Annotated in this window: 20 protein-coding genes; 10 read left to right on the top strand and 10 right to left on the bottom strand. The window is 63.8% G+C overall.

Features of this window, described 5'->3' with window-relative positions; all coding sequences use genetic code 11:
* Positions 1-2: 2 nt before the first annotated feature.
* From ACP15R_RS01775 to ACP15R_RS01760, 4 genes are all read right to left on the bottom strand, one after another.
* Complete coding sequence (locus ACP15R_RS01775) at positions 3-899, bottom strand: ABC transporter permease subunit (RefSeq protein ID WP_424984648.1); 897 nt, start codon at positions 897-899, stop codon at positions 3-5.
* Between the two features lies 1 nt (position 900).
* Positions 901-1,908: an ABC transporter permease subunit gene (locus ACP15R_RS01770; protein ID WP_424984647.1), complete on the bottom strand. Its 1,008-nt coding sequence runs from the start codon at positions 1,906-1,908 to the stop codon at positions 901-903.
* Entirely contained in the window at positions 1,902-3,011 is a 1,110-nt protein-coding gene (locus ACP15R_RS01765; RefSeq protein WP_424984646.1) for a M24 family metallopeptidase, read from the bottom strand. The genes ACP15R_RS01770 and ACP15R_RS01765 overlap by 7 nt, the downstream gene beginning before the upstream one ends.
* 62 nt (positions 3,012-3,073) lie before the next feature.
* Positions 3,074-4,663 carry an ABC transporter substrate-binding protein gene (locus ACP15R_RS01760; protein ID WP_424984645.1) on the bottom strand — a complete coding sequence of 530 codons (1,590 nt, stop codon included), beginning with the start codon at positions 4,661-4,663 and terminating at the stop codon, positions 3,074-3,076.
* Between the two features lie 259 nt (positions 4,664-4,922).
* On the opposite strand from ACP15R_RS01760, the gene ACP15R_RS01755 reads away from it, so the two are divergent.
* The 5 genes from ACP15R_RS01755 (at position 4,923) to ACP15R_RS01735 (ending at position 10,157) form a co-directional block, all read left to right on the top strand.
* The gene (locus ACP15R_RS01755; protein WP_424984644.1) at positions 4,923-5,879 is read left to right on the top strand and encodes a TAXI family TRAP transporter solute-binding subunit; all 957 of its coding nucleotides are present in this window, start codon (positions 4,923-4,925) and stop codon (positions 5,877-5,879) included.
* Positions 5,880-5,934: 55 nt separating this feature from the next.
* Positions 5,935-7,719, top strand: a complete 1,785-nt coding sequence (locus tag ACP15R_RS01750; protein WP_424984643.1) for a TRAP transporter permease — start codon at positions 5,935-5,937, stop codon at positions 7,717-7,719.
* Between the two features lie 122 nt (positions 7,720-7,841).
* A complete protein-coding gene (locus tag ACP15R_RS01745; protein ID WP_424984642.1) occupies positions 7,842-8,819 on the top strand; it encodes an ABC transporter substrate-binding protein in 978 nt (325 codons plus the stop codon).
* 4 nt (positions 8,820-8,823) lie between these two features.
* Entirely contained in the window at positions 8,824-9,561 is a 738-nt protein-coding gene (locus ACP15R_RS01740) for an ABC transporter permease (protein WP_424984641.1), read from the top strand.
* Positions 9,558-10,157 (top strand): ATP-binding cassette domain-containing protein, encoded by a 600-nt coding sequence (locus ACP15R_RS01735; RefSeq protein ID WP_424984640.1) that lies wholly within the window; start codon positions 9,558-9,560, stop codon positions 10,155-10,157. Before ACP15R_RS01740 ends, ACP15R_RS01735 begins: the two co-directional genes overlap by 4 nt.
* On the opposite strand, the gene metG is transcribed toward ACP15R_RS01735, so the two are convergent.
* Positions 10,140-11,858, bottom strand: a complete 1,719-nt coding sequence (metG, locus tag ACP15R_RS01730; RefSeq protein WP_424984639.1) for a methionine--tRNA ligase — start codon at positions 11,856-11,858, stop codon at positions 10,140-10,142. The two genes, ACP15R_RS01735 and metG, sit on opposite strands and share 18 nt — an antisense overlap.
* Positions 11,859-11,938: 80 nt before the next feature.
* Positions 11,939-13,162 carry an MFS transporter gene (locus ACP15R_RS01725; RefSeq protein WP_424984638.1) on the bottom strand — a complete coding sequence of 408 codons (1,224 nt, stop codon included), beginning with the start codon at positions 13,160-13,162 and terminating at the stop codon, positions 11,939-11,941.
* Between the two features lie 222 nt (positions 13,163-13,384).
* Between ACP15R_RS01725 and ACP15R_RS01720 the strand changes: the two genes are divergently transcribed.
* On the top strand, positions 13,385-14,431 hold the full coding sequence (locus ACP15R_RS01720) for an aldo/keto reductase (protein WP_424984637.1): 1,047 nt from the start codon (positions 13,385-13,387) through the stop codon (positions 14,429-14,431).
* 10 nt (positions 14,432-14,441) lie between these two features.
* On the opposite strand, the gene ACP15R_RS01715 is transcribed toward ACP15R_RS01720, so the two are convergent.
* Positions 14,442-15,419: a GlxA family transcriptional regulator gene (locus ACP15R_RS01715; protein ID WP_424984636.1), complete on the bottom strand. Its 978-nt coding sequence runs from the start codon at positions 15,417-15,419 to the stop codon at positions 14,442-14,444.
* A gap of 78 nt (positions 15,420-15,497) precedes the next feature.
* Between ACP15R_RS01715 and ACP15R_RS01710 the strand changes: the two genes are divergently transcribed.
* Together ACP15R_RS01710 and ACP15R_RS01705 are read left to right on the top strand one after the other, a co-directional pair.
* Positions 15,498-16,415 (top strand): 3-keto-5-aminohexanoate cleavage protein, encoded by a 918-nt coding sequence (locus ACP15R_RS01710; protein ID WP_424984635.1) that lies wholly within the window; start codon positions 15,498-15,500, stop codon positions 16,413-16,415.
* 70 nt (positions 16,416-16,485) lie between these two features.
* The gene (locus ACP15R_RS01705; protein WP_424984634.1) at positions 16,486-17,958 is read left to right on the top strand and encodes a carnitine 3-dehydrogenase; all 1,473 of its coding nucleotides are present in this window, start codon (positions 16,486-16,488) and stop codon (positions 17,956-17,958) included.
* Positions 17,959-18,468: 510 nt separating this feature from the next.
* Here the strand turns inward: ACP15R_RS01705 and ACP15R_RS01700 are convergent.
* Complete coding sequence (locus tag ACP15R_RS01700; protein WP_424984633.1) at positions 18,469-18,786, bottom strand: type II toxin-antitoxin system RelE/ParE family toxin; 318 nt, start codon at positions 18,784-18,786, stop codon at positions 18,469-18,471.
* 4 nt (positions 18,787-18,790) lie between these two features.
* Entirely contained in the window at positions 18,791-19,045 is a 255-nt protein-coding gene (locus tag ACP15R_RS01695; protein ID WP_424984632.1) for a ribbon-helix-helix domain-containing protein, read from the bottom strand.
* 228 nt (positions 19,046-19,273) lie between these two features.
* Between ACP15R_RS01695 and ACP15R_RS01690 the strand changes: the two genes are divergently transcribed.
* Entirely contained in the window at positions 19,274-19,474 is a 201-nt protein-coding gene (locus ACP15R_RS01690; protein WP_424984631.1) for a helix-turn-helix domain-containing protein, read from the top strand.
* Positions 19,475-19,565: 91 nt separating this feature from the next.
* Here ACP15R_RS01690 and ACP15R_RS01685 read toward each other — a convergent pair whose 3' ends face one another.
* Complete coding sequence (locus tag ACP15R_RS01685) at positions 19,566-19,988, bottom strand: hypothetical protein (RefSeq protein WP_424984630.1); 423 nt, start codon at positions 19,986-19,988, stop codon at positions 19,566-19,568.
* A 94-nt stretch (positions 19,989-20,082) separates the two neighbouring features.
* On the opposite strand from ACP15R_RS01685, the gene ACP15R_RS01680 reads away from it, so the two are divergent.
* A complete protein-coding gene (locus ACP15R_RS01680; protein WP_424984629.1) occupies positions 20,083-20,688 on the top strand; it encodes a recombinase family protein in 606 nt (201 codons plus the stop codon).

Below are 20,688 nucleotides of genomic sequence, written 5' to 3'. Positions count from 1 at the left end.
GGTCAGCTCCGCTTCAGTTTCGGATCGAGGGCGTCGCGCAGCCCGTCACCCATCAGGTTGATCGCCAGAACGGTGACCAGGATGGCAAGACCGGGGAATGTCACCACCCACCAGGCGCGCAGGATGAATTCGCGCGCCTCGGCCAGCATGGTGCCCCATTCGGGAGTGGGCGGCTGGGCCCCCATGCCCAGAAAACCAAGGGCCGCGGCATCGAGGATCGCGGTCGAAAACGACAGCGCCCCCTGCACGATGATCGGCGCAAGGCAGTTGGGCAGCACGGTCACGAACATCAGCCGCAGCAATCCGGCCCCGGCCACGCGGGCCGATGTCACGTAATCTTTCTGCTTTTCCGCCAGCACGCTGGCGCGGGTCAGGCGCACGTAATGGGGTTGCAGCACGATGGCGATAGCGATCATCGCGTTGGTCAGGCTGGGGCCGAGGATCGCGACGAGTACCAGCGCCAGGAGCAGCGACGGAAAGGCCAGGATCACGTCCATGATCCGCATGATGATGCTGTCCAGCCATTGCGGGGCGAAGCCGGCGATCATGCCGATCAGGATGCCGCCGCTGGCGGCGACGGTCACGACGATGACCCCGACAAAGAACGAATAGCGCGCGCCTTCGATCAGCCGCGACAGCATGTCCCGCCCCAGCGGATCGGTGCCCAGGGGATAGGCCCAGCTGCCGCCGTCCTGCCAGGCGGGGGGCAGCAGGGCAAATTCGCGGAACTGTTCGGTCGGGTCATAGGGGGCCAGCCAGGGGCCGAGCGCTGCGCAGATGACAAAGGCGGCAAAGACCCAGAGACCAAAGACCGCGCCGCGATTTTCACGGAAATAGAACCAGAATTCGCGCAGGCGGCCGGGGCGGTCGGTTTCGGCGGGGGCGGTTGCGTCGGTCATCTCAGCGCTTCCTGATCTTGGGGTTGATGACGCCATAGAGGACATCGACGGTCAGGTTCACCACCATCACCATCACGGCGATCAGCAGCAGGCCACCCTGCACAACCGGATAGTCACGGCGGAAAATGCTGTCGAGCATCCACTTGCCGATGCCGGGCCAGCTAAAGATGGTCTCGGTCAGGATCGCGCCGCCCAACAGGGTGCCCACCGACAGGCCGATCACCGTGATCACCGGGATCAGGGCATTGCGCAGGGCGTGCACGCCGTTGATCCGGCGCGGCGACATGCCCTTGGCGCGGGCGGTGCGGATATAGTCTTCGCCCAGCACTTCGAGCATCGCCGACCGGGTCTGGCGCGCGATCACCGCCAGGGGGATGGTGCCCAGGACGATGGCGGGCAATATCAGGTGCCGCACCGCCGAGGCAAAGGCGCCTTTCTGGCCCGACATCAGGCTGTCGATCAGCATGAAGCCGGTGGCGTTGGGGAAGTAATAGACCAGGTCGATCCGCCCCGATACGGGCGTCCAGCCGAGATTGCCAGAGAACACGATGATCAACAGCAGCGCCCACCAGAAGATCGGCATCGAATAGCCCACAAGCGCCGAGCTCATCAGCGCACGATCAAAGAACTTGCCCCGGTTCACGGCGGCGATGACACCGGCGGGCAGCCCCATCACGACAGCAAAGACCATGGCGCAGACCGCCAGTTCCAGTGTCGCGGGAAAGAGCGAAAAGAACTCGTCCCAGACCGGGCGCTTGGTAACAAAGGAATTGCCCAGATCCCCCTGCAAGACACCGGTAAAGTAATCCCAGAACTGAACATAGATCGGCCGGTCAAAGCCGAATTGTTCGGTCAGTTCCTGGTATCGTTCCTCGGTCAGGCCTCGTTCCCCGGCCATCACGATGATCGGATCACCCGGCAACACCCGGATGAACGCAAAGGAAATCAGCGTGACGCCGAGAAAGGTCGGAATGAAGGTCAGCAGGCGGGAACCGAGATATTTCAGCATGGCAGGATCGTCAGCTCCTTGGGATAGGTGGTCAGCGAGGTGCAGCCATCGTCGGTGATCAGCACGTCATCCTCGATACGCACCCCGAAATTGCCGATGTCGTAGAGGCCCGGCTCGTTGGTATAGACCGTTCCGGCAGGCAGGGCCAAGTGGTTGCCGCGCATGATATAGGGGGCTTCGTGTACATCGCGGCCCAGCCCGTGGCCGGTCTTGGTGCGGATGCGGTCGGCATAGGGCGAGGCTTCGAGCACGCCGGTCACCGCATCGTCGATCTGGTGCGCGGTGACGCCGGCACGGGTCATCTCGAAGCCGCGCAGGTTGGCGCGCAGCACCGTGTCATAGACCTGCTGCGCCTCGTCTGTGGCATGTTGCAGAAACACGGTACGGGTGATGTCGGCGGCAAAGCCATGCTTGCGCGCGCCGAAATCTATCAGCAGGGCATCGCCCGGCCTGACCGCGTAACCGGCGCGGGCATGGGCATGGGGGCGGGCGGAATTGTCACCGGCGGCGACAATCGGGCCAAAGGCCATGTCCTCGGCCCCCTCGGCAAACAGGGACTGGATCAGGACCTGTTCGATATCGGTTTCGCTCTGCCCGATGCGCACGCTGTCCAGGGTGCGGGCCAGGGCGCGCTCGGAAATCTCGATGGCGGAGCGCATGGCGGCGATGTCATCGGCGGTCTTGATCATCCGCAGGCCCGAGATCGCCCGCTCGCCATCAATGATGCGCAGGTCTGGCTGCGCGGTTTTCAGGGCGTGATGCACAAAGACCCGCATCACCTGGCCTTCGACGGCCAGCGAGGCAATCTCAAGATGCCCCATCAGCGCGGCAAAGGCGGCGTCATAGCCATCCTGATCGCGCCAGTCGAACACCGCGCCGTCAAACCCCACGAGGTCCCAGCTGCGCAGTTCGAGATTGGGCACCAGCGCCGCCGCCGGGCCGCGGGCGCGGATCACCAGCAGGAACGGGCGTTCGTGGCTCATGAAACTGTGGTTCAGGGCGCGGGTGAAATTCGGGCCCGGCACCAGCCCGATGGCGTCGACATCCAGATCGCGGGCGACAGCGGCATATTGCGACAGGCTGTTGGCGAGGGAATGGGTCACGTGGCTGACTTTCGCTGCGTGAAATTGGCGGAGCGGCACAAACTGCGCCGCTCCGGTCGTGGTTACTTCAGGCCGACGGCGTTGAAGATGTGACCACCCAGCGGGTGCACCACGTAATTGTCGACCTCGGGACGCATCGGCATGTAGACAACCGAATGCGCGATGGTCGCCCAGGGGGCCTGTTCCTTGAAGATCACCTGCGCCTGCTCATAGAGCGGCTGGCGTTCTTCCTGGGTCGGCAGCATCTTGGCCTGCTGGATCAGCTCTTCGAAGGGCTCGTGGCACCATTGGGCGCGGTTCGAGTTCTCGCGGCCGTCACACCCCAGCAGCACGGCAAGGAAGTTGTCCGGGTCGCCATTGTCGCCGGTCCAGCCCAGAAGGATCGCGCCGTCCCGGTCCAACTCGCGCGAGCGCGACAGGTACTCGCCCCATTCATAGGACACGATTTCGACCTCGACACCGATCTTGGCGAAATCCGCCTGCATCAACTCGGCCATGCGGCGCGCGTTGGGGTTATAGGGGCGTTGTACCGGCATCGCCCAGATCTTCATCTTCAGATCGCTGACGCCTTCTGCTTCGAGCGCGGCCTTGGCGGCTTCGGGATCATAGGGATCGTCCACGATGGCATCGTTATATGACCACATGGTCGGCGGAATCGGGTTCTTGGCGATCTGGCCGGCCCCCTGGAACACCACGTCGATGATCGCCTGCTTGTCGATCGCCATGTTCAGCGCCTTGCGCACCTTGGGGTTGTCATAGGGGGCAACCGTGGTGTTGTAGGCGAGGTAGCCCACGTTCAGGCCCTCTTGCTCCATCACCACGACGCCTTCGTTTGCCTTCATGTCGGCAATGTCGGCGGGGTTCGGATAGGGCATGACATGGCATTCACCCGCTTGCAGCTTTTGATAGCGCACGCTGGCATCGGGCGTGATCGCAAAGATCAGCGCTTCGACACGCGCAGGGTCGCCCCAGTAATCGTCATTGCGCACATAGCGGATGACCGCGTCTTTCTGATAGGCTTGGAACACGAAGGGTCCGGTGCCGATGGGGGCCTGGTTCAGCATCTCGGGCGTGCCGGCTTCCATCATCGCGTCGGCATATTCCTTGGACACGATCGAGGCAAAATCCATCGCCATGTTGGCAATGAAGGGCGCTTCGGGACGGGTCAGGTTGAACGTGACCGTATAGTCGTCGACCTTGTCGATCGACTCGATCAGGTCGGGCATCGACATGCCGCCGTAATATTCCCAGGTGCCGCCGGACACCGTGTAATACGGGTTCTCTTCGTTGCCCTGGCGGTCAAAGCTGAAGACCACGTCATCGGCGTTGAAGTCGCGGGTCGGGGTAAAGTTGGCATTGCCGTGGAACTTGACCCCCTGGCGCAGCTTGAACGTGACGCTCTTGCCATCGTCGCTGACTTCCCAGCTTTCGGCCAGCGCCGGGATCACCTCGGTTGTGCCGACCTTGAACTCGGCCAGGCGGTTGTAGATCGGGTGGCTTGAGGCGTCAAAGGTCGTTCCGGCGGTATAGAGCGCCGGATCGAATCCCTCTGGCGAACCTTCCGAGCAATAAACCAGCGCCTGTGCCGAGACGGACCCGGCACTCAGCGCCAGCGCTGTTGCACCGGCCGCCAAACAAGATTTGAATGTCATGAAATTCTCCCAATTTCAGTGTTGTTGCGTGCGCGTTGCGCCAAGTGGCTCTGCGGCCACTACGTGGGGCGCAGCCTGCCACCAAATGTCGCACATGAAAAGGGCCGACCCGAGGTCAGGCCGCGGATTCTTGGCGGCCCTTCGCCCGCTCCGGTTCCCGTGGCTTCGTTGGTAAATCCGAGCGCCGCACCGGAAAAACCGGTCGACCAGAGCATTTCGCCTGCTAGAAAGACAGCCAGATCAAAGGGAGTGAAATGACATGATCGATCTCAAGTTGCCGCTTCTCGCGGCGGCCGTCGCGGCAGGCCTTGCGCTGCCCGCGCTGGCGGAAACGCGGGTCACCTACAAGTCCGCGAAAACCGCGTCGTCCTATTACCAGATGGGGGTGCAGATCGCCGAGGCGATGAAGGCCGGGTCGGAGGGCGACATCATTGTCACCGTCGAAGAGAGCCAGGGCTCGGTGCAGAACGTCATGGAGGTGCGCGCGCGCGGTGCGGATTACGTCTTTACCACGCCGCCGGCGCTGGTGGGGCTGGCGCAGGGCGGCAAGGCGATGTTCGAGGGCAAGGGCGATCCGGCCTTTGACGAGATTCGCGCGCTGTTCCCGATTCCGTCGCTGACCATGCATTTCGTCATGTCCGAGGCTTCGGGCGTGACCGATTTCGCGGGCATGGAGGGCAAGACCATCCTGCTTGGCAAAGGCTCGTTCGGGGCGCGTGAGGGCGAGAAATATCTCGGGCTGTTCGGGCTTGAGGGCAAGGTCAATCTTGCCGATGCCGAGCTTTCGGGGGCGGTTGCCGCGCTCAAGAACGGCCAGATCGACGGTTTTGTGACCGCCGGGTCCTGGCCGGCGCCCAACGTGATCGAGGCGGCGGCCTCTGCCGGTGTGCGGGTGTTGTCGCTGAGCGACGAACAGATTGCCGAGACCAAGCGCGCACGGCTCGTGATCCCGGCGGGCACCTATAACGGGCAAGCCGAAGCCATTGTCACAACCTCGCTTCCGGTGGCGGCCTTTACCACCACCAAGATGGATGACGACACCGCCTATGCGCTGACCCGGACCTTCTGGGAGAGCAAGGCCAGGATGGGGGCCGAAGCCCCGTGGTGGAACGGCGTGGACCAGTCGTTGATGGCCAATATCACCGGCCGGATTCATCCCGGCGCACAGCGTTATTATGCCGAGGCCGGAATCGAACTGACCGACGCGCAAAAGTAACGATCTGACACCATTGGCCGGGCGGTGACCGCCCGGCCAGCAGGAAAGGCAAGACATGACAGACCCCCAAGCAGCGACGCCGCTGCGCGCCCTGTGGCTGATCCTTGCGGCGGTGATGGTCGCGTTCCATATCGGGCTGATCTTCTGGGGGCTGGTGCCCAATCTCGTCAGCCGCCCGCTGCACCTTGCCTTCGTGCTGCCCTGGGTCTTTGTCTTTGGGGCCAGGTCGCGGTCGCAGGCGGTCAGCGGCGGGATTCTGGCGGGGCTCGGCATATCCGCGGCGTTGTGGGTGGCGCTGAACCACGAGGCGCTTGGCGATCAATACGGGTTTCTGGAAAACCGCTTTCAACTCGGAGTCGCGATTGTGCTGCTCGGATGCGTGGTCGAAGCGGCGCGCCGCGCCATCGGCTGGCCATTGCCCCTGGTGGCGGTGCTGGCGCTGGCCTATGCCTTGCTGGGGCAGCATATCCCGGGTGAATTCGGCCATGCGGGCACGCCGCTCTACAGCTTTCTTGGCACGCTCACCATCGCCGAGGGCGGAATATGGGGCAGCCTGACCGCCGTATCGGTCGGCGTCGTGTCGATTTTCGTGATATTCGGCGCGGTGCTGAACGCGGGCGAGGCGGGGCAGGGGTTCATGAATGTCGCCGCCGCCGCGGCGGGGCGGCTCAAGGGGGGCGCGGCCAAGGTGTCGGTGATCTCGTCGGCGTTGTTCGGGTCGATCTCGGGCTCGGCCTCGGCCAATGTCGCCTCAACCGGTGCGATCACGCTGCCGGCGATGACGCGGCTGGGTTATCCCAGACGGCTGGCGGCGGCGGTCGAAGCGGTGGCCAGCTCCGGTGGCCAGATCATGCCGCCGCTGATGGGGGCGGGGGCCTTTGTGATGGTCGAACTGACGGGCATTCCCTATACCGGCATCATGGCCGCGGCGATCCTGCCGGCGCTGCTCTATTTCCTTGCGGTGTGGGTCGGGATCAACGCCTATGCGGGCCGGTTTGAACTGCGCGGCATCGATAAGGCGGATCGCCCGGGCCGGCGCGACGTGCTGATCACGTCGGCGTTTTTCCTCGTGCCATTCGCGGTGCTGCTCTGGGGCATGTTCGGGGCGGGGTTCACACCGCAATATGCCGCAAGCCTGTCGATCCTGGCCGGGGCGGTCCTGCTGTTTTTCAACCGCACGGGCCGGTTTGATCGCGTTCAGGTGGCCGAACGGCTCGCGTCGGCCTTGTTGAACGCGGCACGGCAGATCGCGATGATCGCATCGATCATCTTTTGCGCGTCGATCATCATCGGTGTGCTGTCGATCACCGGGCTGGGGGTCAAGATCACCTCGCTGATCCTGTCCGCCTCGGGCGGGCTGCTCTGGCCGTCGCTGCTGTTGACGGCGCTGGCCTGTCTGGTGCTGGGGATGGAGGTGCCGACAACGGCGGCCTATGTGATCTGTGTTTCGGTTGCGGGCCCGGCGCTGATCCAGCAGGGGGTGGAGCCGTTGCAGGCGCATCTCTTCGTGTTCTGGTTCGCGTTGCTGTCGACCATCACGCCGCCGGTCTGTGGCGCGGTGTTCATCGCGGCGGGCATGATCGGCGAAAGCTGGATCAAGGTGGCGTTGACCGCGATGGCGCTTGGCGTCGGGCTATACGTGATTCCGCTGGCGATGATCGCCAATCCGAACCTGCTGAACCTGGCGGATGCGCCGCTGGCGGCGCTGTTTGCCATGGTTCGAGTTGCGATCGGCCTGGCCCTGCTGAGCCATGGGCTGATCGGGGCGCGGGGCATCGTGGGCAAATGCGCGCTTGGCGGGGCGGGCCTTGGGATTGCCATGTCGGGGCTCTGGCTCTGATCCTGGCCAATGCGCCTTTGGTCCCGGTTTCGCGTCCCGACCGCATGCGGCAGGATCGACCCGTCTGGCGGGCCGGGCCGTGCGCATGGCAACACCCCGCACCCCGGCACCGGGAGGGGATGATGAGGCTGATGAAACTGGTCAGCGCGATTTTCGTGATAGGCTGCGCCGCACTGGCCGTTGTCGCGCAGGCACGGCAAGTTCCCGTGGTACGGGTCGCTGTCCTCAAGATCGGCACCGTCAACTGGGAGCTGGACACCATCCGGCGCAACGGGTTCGACCGGGCAAACGGGTTCGAACTTGCGGTGCTGCCCTATGCCGACAATGGCGCGACGCGGGTGGCCTTTGAAGGCGGCGATGCGGATGTGGCGGTGGTCGATCTGATCTGGGCCGCGCGGCAGAGGGCGGCGGGCAAGGACTATGTGTTCATCCCCTATTCCAGCGCGGTTGGCGGACTGGTTGTCCCCGCCGACAGCCCCGCGCGGCACCTGTCCGATCTGGCCGGTGACAAGATCGGCATCGCGGGCGGGCCGCTCGACAAGAGCTGGCTGATCCTGCAAGCCTATGCGGCGCGGGAATTCGGGATGGACCTCGCGGGGCAAACCGAACAGGTCTATGGCGCGCCGCCGCTGATCTACCGGACCGCGCTGGCCGGGGGTACCGACGGGGCGATCAATTTTTGGCATTTCCTTGCCAGGATGAAGGCCGCGGGGATGCGCGAACTGATCTCGGTTGCCGAGGCATCCGCGGGCCTGGGGCTGGACCCGGACGTGCCGTTGCTCGGATATGTGATGAAGGAAAGCGATCTGGCCGGGCATCCCGGACTGGCGCGGGCGTTTTATGCGGCGACCCGTGCATCCAAGACGCTGCTGGCCACCGAGGATGCCGCATGGGCGCCGCTGCGCGACCGGATGAACGCGGGTTCGGCGGCCGAGTTCCGGGCGCTGCGCGATGATTTCAGGGCGGGGATACCGGCGGAAGGTCCGGTCAACCCCGAGAGCGCCGACGCATTCCTGCGGCTGATGGCGGAACTGGGCGGCGACAGGCTGGTGGGCGGCGCAACGACCTTGCCCGCCGGGTTGTTCGCCCGGACAGAGTGACGTCGTGATCGTTCGCCTGACGTCTCTTGCGGGCCTTCTGGCGCTCTGGGTCATCGTGGCGTGGCTGGGCAATGACCCCGAGGTGCTGCCCATGCCGGGGGCGTTGCTGGGGCCGTTCCGTGCCGAAATCGCATCCGGCAGCCTGCCCCATCACCTTGCGATGACATTGATCCGGGTGGCATGGGCCTTTGTGCTGGCCATGTCGGTGGGGCTGGCGCTCGGATTGGTGATGGGGCTGTTTCCGCGGGTGGACCGGTGGCTTGATCCGTGGCTGGTGGTGTTTCTCAACCTGCCGGCGCTGGTGCTGATCGTGCTGTGTTACCTGTGGATCGGGCTGAACGAGACTGCCGCCATTCTCGCCGTGACCCTGAACAAGATCCCGAATGTCACCACGATCATCCGCGAGGGCGCGCGGGCGCTTGATCCCGATCTCAGGGCCATGGCGCAGGTCTATCGCATGTCCCGGCGCAGCTATCTGCGGCACGTGGTTCTGCCCCAGCTTGCGCCCTTTGTCGCGGCGGCGGCGCGGTCCGGGGTCGCGGTGATCTGGAAGATCGTGCTGGTGGCCGAATTCCTTGGCCGCTCCAGCGGCATCGGCTTTCAGATCCATCTCTATTTCCAGCTCTTCGACGTGGCGCATGTGCTGGTCTATGCGCTGTCCTTCATCGCGGTGATGCTGGCGGTTGAATGGCTGCTGTTGCAACCGTGGGAGCGCCGCGCGCGCCGCTGGAGACGCGCATGATCGCGGTCGAGATCTCCCGCAAACGGTTTGGCGAGACCGAGATCCTGCGCGACATCCGCTTTGTCGTGAAGGCCGGGGAAACGGTGGCCCTGCAGGGGCCGTCTGGCATTGGCAAGACCACGTTGCTGCGGCTGATCGCGGGGATCGACGGGGCGTTTGGCGGGCGGATCGACCGGCCCGAACGGCTGGCGATGGTGTTTCAGGAGCCGACCCTGCTGCCGTGGCGCAGCGCCTTGCAAAACATCACGCTGCTGCATCCCGAACTTGGCCGGGACCGGGCGCGGGCCGCGCTGGAGCGTGTCGCGCTTGGCGGCAAGGCCGATCTGTTTCCGGGGCAATTGTCGCTGGGCCAACAGCGCCGCCTTGCGCTGGCGCGGGCCTTTGCCGCGCGACCGCAGGCGTTGATCCTGGATGAACCCTTTGTGTCGCTGGATCCCGCGCTTGCGGCGGAAATGCTCGACCTGGCGCGTGGCCTGATCGCAGAGGTGCGCCCAGCGACGATATTCGTGACCCATTCCCGCGAGGAGGCGGCCCGCCTGAGCGACCGGGTTCTCAGGCTCGCCGGGCAGCCGGCGACGTTAGGTACGGACGCCTGAAAACCGCGTTTCCCATTCCTCGCGCTGCTCGTCGGTGATCTTGGCAAACAGCACCTCGGGCACGGTGAACGTATGTCCACCGGGCAGGGCGGTGAGCGCGGCGGGCACGTCGTCGGGCCAGCTGTCGTCGTCGCTCTGCAGGGCCGCCATGATCCGCGCGCTGGCATCCGGGACAAAGGGCGCGCTCAGCACCGCGTAGAGCCGCACGAGGTTCAGGCCCAGCCGGACCTGCGCCGCCGCGCGGTCGGGATCGGTCTTGAAGGTGGTCCACGGCGCGGTGTTTTGCAGGTATTCATTGCCGGCGACCCAGATGGCGCGCAATTCCTGCGCCGATTTGCGCACCTCCATCGCCGCCATGTGGCCTTCATAGGCACGCACGCGTTTGGTCAGGTCGGCAATCAGGGATTCTTCGGCCTCGCCATAGCTGCCGGCCTCGGGCACCGCCTCGCCGAACTTGCTGCGGCAGAACTTGGTTATGCGGCTGACGAAATTGCCCAGAACATCGGCGAGATCCTTGTTCACCGATTGCTGGAAGTTTTCCCAGCTGAATTCGCTGTCGCTGCTCTCGGGCGCATGGCTGAGCAGCCACCAGCGCCAGTAGTCGGCGGGCAGGATCTCAAGCGCCTGGTCCATGAACACGCCGCGCCCCTGGCTGGTCGAGAACTGGCCGCCTTCGTAGTTCAGGTAGTTGAAAGACTTCAGGTGATCGACCATCTTCCACGGCTCGCCCGATCCAAGGATCGTGGCCGGAAAGCTGAGGGTGTGGAAGGGCACGTTGTCCTTGCCCATGAACTGAACATACTGGACATCTTCGGCACCCTTGTCGGTGCGCCACCAGCGTTCCCAATCCGCGTCGGTTTTGCCGTTGGCCTCGGCCCATTCGGCGGCGCAGGCGATGTATTCGATGGGGGCATCGAACCACACGTAGAACACCTTGCCTTCCATGCCCGGCCAGTCCGCATCGCCCTTTTTCACCGGGATGCCCCAGTCGAGATCACGGGTGATGCCGCGATCCTGAAGGCCATCGCCATCATGCAGCCATTTCCTGGCGATCGACGTGGTCAGGATCGGCCAGTCGGTCTTGCTGTCGATCCAGTTGTCGAGATCGTCCCGGAGCGCCGATTGCCGCAGGTAGAGGTGCTTGGTCTCGCGCACTTCCAGATCGGTCGAGCCCGACACCGCGCTGCGCGGGTTGATCAGGTCGGTGGGGTCGAGCTGCTTGGTGCAGTTCTCGCACTGGTCTCCACGGGCCTTGTCATAGCCGCAATTGGGGCAGGTGCCCTCGATATAGCGGTCGGGCAGAAACCGGCCATCGGCGTTGGAATAAACCTGCTTTTCAGATACTTCGCGGATCAGCCCGTTCTCGGCCAGCTTGCCGGCGAAATGCTGGGTCAGCTTGTGGTTCTGTGGATTGGACGAGCGCCCGAAATGATCAAAGCTCAGGCCAAAGCGCTTGGCGATGTCCGACTGGACCGCGTGCATTTCGGCGCAGTATTCGGCGACCGGTTTTCCCGCCTTGGCGGCGGCCAGTTCGGCGGGCGTGCCATGTTCGTCCGTGGCGCAGAGAAACATCACTTCGTTGCCGCGACAGCGCATGTAGCGGGCATAGAGGTCCGCCGGCAGCTGGCTGCCGATCAGGTTGCCCAGGTGCTTGATGCCGTTGATATAGGGAATCGCCGAAGTGATGAGTATGCGTGCCATTGATCCGTCCGCGCTGAGTTGGCCGCTATGTAGCGCAGGGCTGGCGGGCCGTCACCCCGTCTTTTGCCCGCCCCGCCGCGTCAATCGCTGTCCCGCTGGCGGCGGAACAGACGCCCCACGGTAAAGGATGTGCGCGGGGTGTAGACATAGGGCGTCCTGGTCTCGCTGGTCGGGCGCATCCGCATCCGGGCAATGCCGAACACCACGAGCACCAGATGACCGAGGGCGATCATCATGAACATTGCGGGCGGCCCGAACCAGCCGATCAGGAGCGACGCAACCGCCGGGGCCGCGATGGCCCCAAGCGCGTAAAAGAACATCAGCGCGGCAGAGAGTTCGACGCGCTCCTCGCTCTTGGCGAAATCATGGGCATGGGCGGCGGCAACCGAATAGATCGGGAAGGTGGTCACGCCAAAGACAAAGGCGCTGACCATGACGCCCGCCATTCCGAAACCCGGCGCCCCCATGGTCATCGCGCAACTGGCCACTGCCGCGACCGACAGCCAGATCAGCACCCATCGCCGGTCAAACCGATCCGCCAGCCAGCCGACCGGGTATTGCGCCACCGCCCCGCCGAGCACGAAGGTCGCGAGGAACCAGCCGATCTGCCCCGCCGTCAGCCCGACTTCCTGCCCGTAGACCGGCCCGATCATGCGAAAGCTGGCCGAGGACAGGGCGGCAACGACCACGCCCGCCGCCGCCAAGGGCGACATCTGGACCGCCAGCCCCGGGCGCAGGCGCGGTGCGCTGGGGGTCTCGGGCTGTCGCGCGGTTGTCAGGGTCAGGGGCAGCAGCGCGGCGCAGCAGAGAATGGCCAGGATGTTGTAGCTGACATAGCTCGCGGGTTCGAGCACCCCGATCATCAGCTGCGCCACCAGCGATCCGCTCATGTCCACGACCCGGTAGATGCCCATGGTGCGGCCCCGGCTCTCGTTGGTAACCTTGGCCTGCAACCAGGCCTCGATCACCGTGTAACAGCCGGCCACGCACAGCCCCGACATCACCCGCATCATCGTCCAGGCATAGGGGTCGATCACCAGCATATGCGCCAGCAACCCGATCGCGCCGGCGGCGGTAAAGGCGGCAAAGGCGCGGGAATGGCCGACGCTGCCCATCAGCCGGGGCGCCCACCAGCAGCCGATGAAGAACCCGAGGAAATGCGCCGAGCCCAAGAGGCCGATCTCGGTGGTCGAAAACGACAGGGCGATTCCCGACAGCGCATCCAGCGGCCCCACCCCGCCCGAGGACAATTGCAACAGGATGACGGACAGGAAGAGGGCGGCAAAGGAAATCAACAGGCGCATGGTGCGATCAATCTGGCTGGCTGGGCGGTCGGGGCTTGGCTGTTCTCGACAATATCATGTCGTTTTTGCAAATGGTTGGGCCATGGCTATGCGCTGCCTGTGGCGACTGCAAGCCAAACCGGACCCATCACTACGGCGGATGGGCGCAAAAGCGGCCGCAAGCGAATTGCCATCCGTGACGCGATCGCTAGGTTGCAGCCCAAGCAAGCAAGGAAAGCCGCAATGAAAATGAACCCGCTGGGCCGCACCGGCCTGACCGTATCCGAACTGTGCCTTGGCACAATGACCTTTGGCACCCAGACCGACGAGGCCGAATCCCACGCGCAGATCGACCGGGCGTTGGCGGCGGGGATCAATTTCGTCGACACCGCCGAAATGTACCCGGTCAACCCGGTGCGCGCGGAAACCATCGGCCGCACCGAAGAGATCATCGGCACCTGGAACGCCGCCAACCGGGCGCGGCGCGGTGACTATATCCTCGCGACCAAGCATTCGGGCGAGGGCATGGCCCATGTGCGCAACGGGGCACCGATTTCGGCGGCGACGATCCCGGGCACCATCGAAGGCAACCTGCGGCGGCTGCAAACCGACTATATCGACCTGTACCAGTTCCACTGGCCGAACCGGGGCAGCTACATGTTCCGCAAGAACTGGACCTACGATCCGTCGGGCCAGAACCGCGCGGACACGCTGGCCAATATCGAGGAGTGCCTCGAAGCGCTGCAAAAGCAGGTCGACAAGGGCAATATCCGGCATTTCGGCCTGAGCAACGAAAGCGCCTGGGGCACCGCGCAATGGGTGCGGGTGTCCGAGGATCGCGGCTGGCCGCGCGTCGCATCGATCCAGAACGAATATTCCCTGCTGTGCCGTCTCTATGACACCGATCTGGCCGAGCTGAGCGTGAACGAGGAAGTCGGCCTGTTGTCGTTCTCGCCCCTGGCGGCGGGGCTGCTGACCGGAAAATACGCCGATGGTGCGGTGCCCGATGGCTCGCGCAAGTCGCTGGTGGCCAATCTGGGCGGGCGCGATACGCCCCGCGCGCATGAGGCGGTGGCGGCATATCTGGACGTGGCTGCACGGCATGGGCTTGATCCGGTCCACATGGCGCTGGCCTGGTGTCGCACGCGCCCCTTCATGGCGTCGGCGATCTTTGGCGCGACACATCTGGACCAGCTGGATCACATCCTGGGTTCGGTCGAGGTTGAACTGAGCGACGACGTGCTGGCCGATATCGACGCCGCCCACCGCGCGCATCCCATGCCCTATTAGGCGGGCCGCCTTACGGTGCTGATTGCTCTGCCCGCCGGATGGCGCGGGCAGAGCAGCCATGGGTTGCCTGAAAGGCGCGGGCGAAGGTGGCGGCCGAGCCGAACCCGGTTGCCAGCGCCACATCCAGCAGCGGCATGTCGGTATCGCGCACCAGCCGCATCGCTTCGGCAAGACGCAGGGACAGGTAATGCGCCTTGGGCGTGGTGTTCAGCCGGATGCGGAACTGGGATTGCAACATGCGCGGGCTGGTGCCGGCGCGGCGGGCCAGTTCGGGAATGGCCAGCGGCGCATCCAGCGTCTGCTCCATCAGCGCGCTGACCCGCGCGGTCAGGGCGGAATGCCCCGGATTGCCGCTGCGGCTCTGGGCGCGCGCCGGGTCGGGCGCGCTGTCATAGATAAAGGCCCCGGCCACGCGGGCGGACAGGGCCGCGCCATAGCGGCATTTAATCAGATAGAGCATCATGTCGATCGCCGGGGTTGCGCCGCCGCTGGTCATCCGGGTGCGATCCACATGGAACCGGTTGCGCAGGGGGGTAATCTCGGGGAAGTTCTGGGAGAATTTATCCAGGTCTTCCCAGTGGGTTGTCGCGCTGAACTGATCCAATACCCCGGCTTCCGCCATCAGCCACGGCCCGCCATCGATCCCCGCCAGCGTCGCTCCGCTGGCCGCGATCCGGCGCAGGCCGGCCCGCAACGCGGGGGTGTCATGCCTCTTGAGGTTGAACCCGGCAACCACCAGCAATAGGTCGCATCCCTGAAGACGGCTGAGCGCCGGGCCGGGCACCGAGAGCCCGCTGGTCAATTGCGCGGGGCTCCCTGTGGCGGTGACATACTGCCAGTCAAACAGCCGCCGTCCCGACATCCGGTTGGCGGCGCGCATCGGGTCGACACCGGCGGCAAAGCTGAGCGTGTTGCTGTCGTCCAGAACCAGAACCGCAACATCGAGAGGCCGTGACGTCGGTTCGAGAATGTTAATCGCGGATTTCATCAAGTTAACTGCATAAAGTGCAAATTTTTACTTGCCAAGACGCGCCATCCTGCCGCCAGCAAACAGGAGGATCAGCCGATGCCGCTCACCATGAACAAGGACGTGTTCATCACCTGCGCCGTGACCGGTTCTGGCGGAACCCAGGACCGTAGCCAGCATGTTCCGCGCAGCCCCAAACAGATCGCCGAGAGCGCGATTGCCGCCGCCAAGGCGGGCGCGGCGGTGGTGCATTGCCATGTGCGCGACCCTGAAAGCGGCACGCCCAGCCGCGATCTGGCCTACTACCGCGAAGTGACCGAGCGCATCCGCGAAGCCGAGGTGGACGTGGTCTTGAACCTGACCGCGGGCATGGGCGGAGACATGGTGTTCGGCCCCACCGAAAGCCCGCTGCCGCTGCAACCGGCGGGCACCGACATGATCGGCGCCGCCGAACGGGTGCAGCACGTGGCCAAGTGTCTGCCGGAAATCTGCACGTTGGATTGCGGCACGATGAATTTCGCCGAAGCGGATTATGTCATGACCAATACGCCGGGCATGTTGCAGGCGATGGGGCGGATGATGACCGCGCTTGGGGTCAAGCCCGAGATCGAGGCGTTTGACACCGGGCATCTGTGGTACGCCAAGCAACTGGTCAAGGATGGCGTTCTGGAGAGCCCGGCGCTGGTGCAGCTGTGCATGGGGGTGCCCTGGGGCGCGCCGGATGACCTCAACACCTTCATGGCGATGGTCAACAACGTGCCCGATGACTGGACCTTTTCGGCCTTTGGGCTGGGGCGCAACCAGATGGCCTATGTCGCGGCGGCGGTTCTGGCGGGCGGCAATGTGCGGGTTGGTCTCGAGGATAACCTGTGGCTCGACAAGGGCGTGCTGGCCGAGAACTGGCAATTGGTCGAGCGGGCCGGCACGATCATCGAGAACATGGGCGCGCGGGTCATCGGCCCCGCCGAGGTGCGCGACAAGCTGGGCCTGACCAAGCGGGCACCGGCAACGAAATAGGGCCGTCCGGGGGCGGATATCCCGGGTTACTGGAATGCATGGGCCCAGGCGGGCAAGGGGACGTGATGTCATGAAAACGGCGGCAATCATCGGTGGTGGTGTGATCGGCGGCGGGTGGGCCGCGCGGTTCCTGCTCAATGGCTGGGATGTTCGGGTATTCGATCCGGACCCGGAGGCCGAGCGCAAGATCGGCGAGGTGCTGGACAATGCGCGCCGCTCGCTGCCCGGTCTGAGCGATGCGCCGCTGCCGGCGGAAGGGCGGCTGAGCTTTCACGCGGAGCTGGCCGAGGCGGTTGCCGGTGCCGATTGGATCCAGGAGAGCGTGCCAGAGCGGCTGGAACTCAAGCACAAGGTGTTTGCCGGGGTGCAGGCGGCTTGCCACACGGATGCGATCATCGGGTCATCGACCTCGGGCTTCAAGCCGAGCGAGTTGCAGCAGGGCGCGGCGCGCCCGGGCCAGATCATGGTCACGCACCCGTTCAACCCGGTCTACCTGTTGCCGTTGATCGAGGTGGTGACGACCGCTGAGAACGACCCGGCGCTGGTGGCGCGGGCGCGTGAAACCCTGACCGGGCTGGGCCTGTTCCCGCTTCATGTCAGGAAAGAGATCGACGCGCATATCGCCGACCGGTTCCTGGAGGCGGTCTGGCGCGAGGCGCTGTGGCTGGTCAAGGATGGCATCGCCACCACCGAGGAGATCGACGAGGCGATCCGCATGGGCTTTGGCATCCGCTGGGCGCAAATGGGTCTGTTCGAAACCTATCGCGTGGCCGGGGGCGAGGCCGGGATGAAGCATTTCATGGCACAGTTCGGTCCGGCGCTGAAATGGCCCTGGACCAAGTTGATGGATGTTCCGGACTTCACCGACGAGTTGGTCGATCTGATTGCCGGGCAGTCGGATGCCCAGTCGGGGGCACATTCGATCCGCGAGTTGGAGCGCATCCGTGACAACAACCTCGTGGCGATGATGCGGGCGCTCAAGGGGCAGGGATGGGGCGCGGGGGCCGTGCTGAACCGGCAGGACGACCGCTTGCGCGAGAATTCCACGTTGGCCGGTGGGGTGGACCAGGTCGGCGATCTGTCCCGGCCCATTCTCACCCTGTCGCGCGCGGTTCCGCTCGACTGGACCGATTATAACGGCCACATGAACGAAGCCAAGTATCTGGAAGCCTTTGCCGCCGCGTCCGACCGGTTCATGGAGATCATCGGTTGCGACGCGGACTATATCGCCTCCGGCGGCAGCTATTTCACGGCGCAAACCCATATTCGCCATCTTGCCGAGGCCCATGCGGGCGCGCGGATCGAGATACGCACGCAGATGCTGGTGGGAGAGGGCAAGAAGCTGCACCTGTTTCACAGCATGTATGAAGGGGATCGGCTGCTGGCGACCGGCGAAAGCTTCCTGTTGCATGTCGATCTTGCGACCCGGCGACCGTCTGCGCCGTCATCCGGGATCGAAGAGGCAATGCGTCGCATCCGCGTGGCGCAGGCGGGTTTGCCCTATCCCGAAGGGGCGGGGCAGTCGATCCGCCGCCCCGGCTGAGCTGCGGCGGGCGGTCGATCGGGGCGTCTGCGATTGGTTCAGGCACCCGGCGTTAGGCACCCCCGATACTCGATGGGCTACATGCCGCCCACCTGCCGGCGGGCGTCTCTGCGAGCGGGATACCCGCCGCACCCGCAAAGAGGATGAGCGGTTGCACCGGATACGATGGAACGCTTGATCGAAGAGGGTAGAATACTCTGGCCGAAGAGTGCGACCGGTAGACCAAGAACTAGTTGTTTCGGTGCCGCCGTGAAAGATACCACCATTCACACCACGCAAGGAGAGTATACAGGTGAAATCAAACAAAATCCGATGAAACGTCAGAACCCGCAAAGTCCCTTAGTTCCCCAATGCATGGGGGACTGGTTTGAGCTGCGATAATCTGAAAAAATGAGTGATTGGCGGAGGGGGAAAGGATCGGATTCGGAAGTTCTCCATTTCTTGCGTCACGCCCCTCATATCGGCTGCACAATCTTGCGCAAATCCGACACCTATTTGAACTTAGGCTGGTCATCCAAGCCCGAAGTCATCCCGGAAGCGGTCGATCTGATGCATCCGCTCGTGCAGGATCGTCACGATCCCGATGTCGCCATTCGAGAGATGGCGCCAATAGACGAAATGGCGCTCATACCGAAAGAAAAAACCAACGACCCCGAATTCCGCCGGGATCGGTTTCGAGGCGACACCGTGTCCCGCGATTTTGTCGAAGGCTACGAACAGACCGGTGATGTATTTCTCGGCCTGATCCTCGCCCCACCGGTCGCGGGTGTAGCGGTAGATGTCGTCGAGGCGGTGGGAGGCCGCCTCCTGGATACGAATGGCCGGCACTTGGTCAGGACCGGTTCCGCGCGATCACATCACCCGCCTTCAGGGGCTGATAGCTCTCCTCCGGTGCGGCAAATGCGTGGGTCAGTTCGGTCTTCAACCGGTCGAAGGATTCCGCCTCCACCCGTTCTTTGTCGCGCCGGATCAGGTCCCGGATGTATTCGCTGACGTTCTCATAGTCGCCATCGTCGCCAGTATTCGCCGCGACGAAATCGCTGAGCGCGCCGCTTACGCGGACCGTCATTGTGGTCGGTCTCGACATGGCGTTATCCTCTCGCCTACTTCGTGTTCAATATAACCAAAAAAGAACACACTACAAGTGACCAGAAAATTGAGCGCCTTACCAGGCAACGAGACCCAGCGAATAAGTGACCTTGCAGATTGGCGTGCCCAAACGCCAAAAAAGTCCGCAACCAACTGACTTGCATGCCTTTATTATCTACGCATTCGTCCTCTTGCGGCCACGTGGGTCGTGCGAAAGGAGACGAAAATGCGAGAAACTTGCCTCAATCAGACCGAGCTGGCAGCTCGGTGGAAAATCAGCCCCAGAACACTTGAGCGGTGGCGTTGGATCGACGAAGGTCCCCATTTCCCAAAAATTGGAGGCCGGGTGATCTACCGCCTCGAGGACATCGAGGCCTTCGAACGCGAAGCACTGAAGGCCACGGAGGACGAAAGAGACGGTCGATAATCCAGTTCGCTACGGTGGGGTATACGCCAGTCAGAAGGCGGCTCCTATCTCCCGCTACCCCGATAGGTCCCAAAGCGGTCGAAAAAAGGGGCTACCTATGCGGTTGCCCCCGACCGTCCGTGCTTGCAAGTTCTGCATCACGGCCACCGAGTTGACGCACAGCAACCAGCAATTCCGCAATAGCGTCCACGGCCGCCGCGAGCTTGATCGCCACCATCAGGTTTTCCCGCCCCGCCATCGCAAGGAATGTCGCCAACACCTCGTCGGAGTGGCGCGCCAGTGCGATCAGGTGCGCCCCTCTCGGACCATAGACACCCGAGAACCAGCTCTTCACCGTTTTCTCGTTGGCCCCTGTCCAGGCCGCTACGGTCTTTACGCCCGCCCGACTATTTCCCAGCGACCGTTTCAAAGCAGCCGCGATTTCTTTAATGAAGCCGCCATTCGTTAGCTGCTCCGCTTTACCATTGTATCCATTTTCCCTTGGAAAGAACTTGCCCTTTTTCGGAAACGACATTCCACCCTCCTTCGCTTTACATGGACGCGAAGAATTCAGCCGTTGATTCCGACGGGATCGATGGATTTGCCTGGAATAATGAGGAGATACGGATGTGAGCGGTCGTTGGCCGACCCATTCAGACACGAGCGACGCGCCGCCTGAGAAGGATGTGCCGGCCGTCGCCTATGTGCGGATGTCGACCGATCACCAGAAGTACTCCACCGAGAACCAGCTCGATGTCATTCGCAGCTATGCCGAGGCCCGTGGCCTGATCATTCTGCGTAGGTTTGAGGACTCCGGCCGATCAGGATTACGGCTCGACGGGCGCGAGGCACTGCAGAAGCTGATGGCAGTGGTCCAATCCGGCCTTGCCGATTTCAAAGCGATCCTCGTTTATGACGTCAGCCGGTGGGGACGGTTTCAGGATGCCGATGAAGGCGCATATCACGAGCATGTCTGTTCCCGCGCCGGGATCCGCGTTCACTATTGCGGCGAGCAGTTCGAGAATGACGGCAGTATCGGCTCGAACCTGCTGAAGACCGTAAAGCGAGTCATGGCAGGTGAATACAGCCGCGAGCTCTCGGTCAAGGTCTTCGCCGGGCAATGCCGCTTGGTCGAACTGTGCTATCGCCAGGGCGGCGCGGCCGGGTACGGGCTGCGGCGCGTGTTGATCGACGAGCACGGCAACCCAAAGGGTGAACTGTCCCGGGGCGAGTAA

The organism is Microbulbifer sp. S227A, from assembly GCF_049800935.1.
This window is presented reverse-complemented; position numbering and strand designations above follow the sequence as displayed.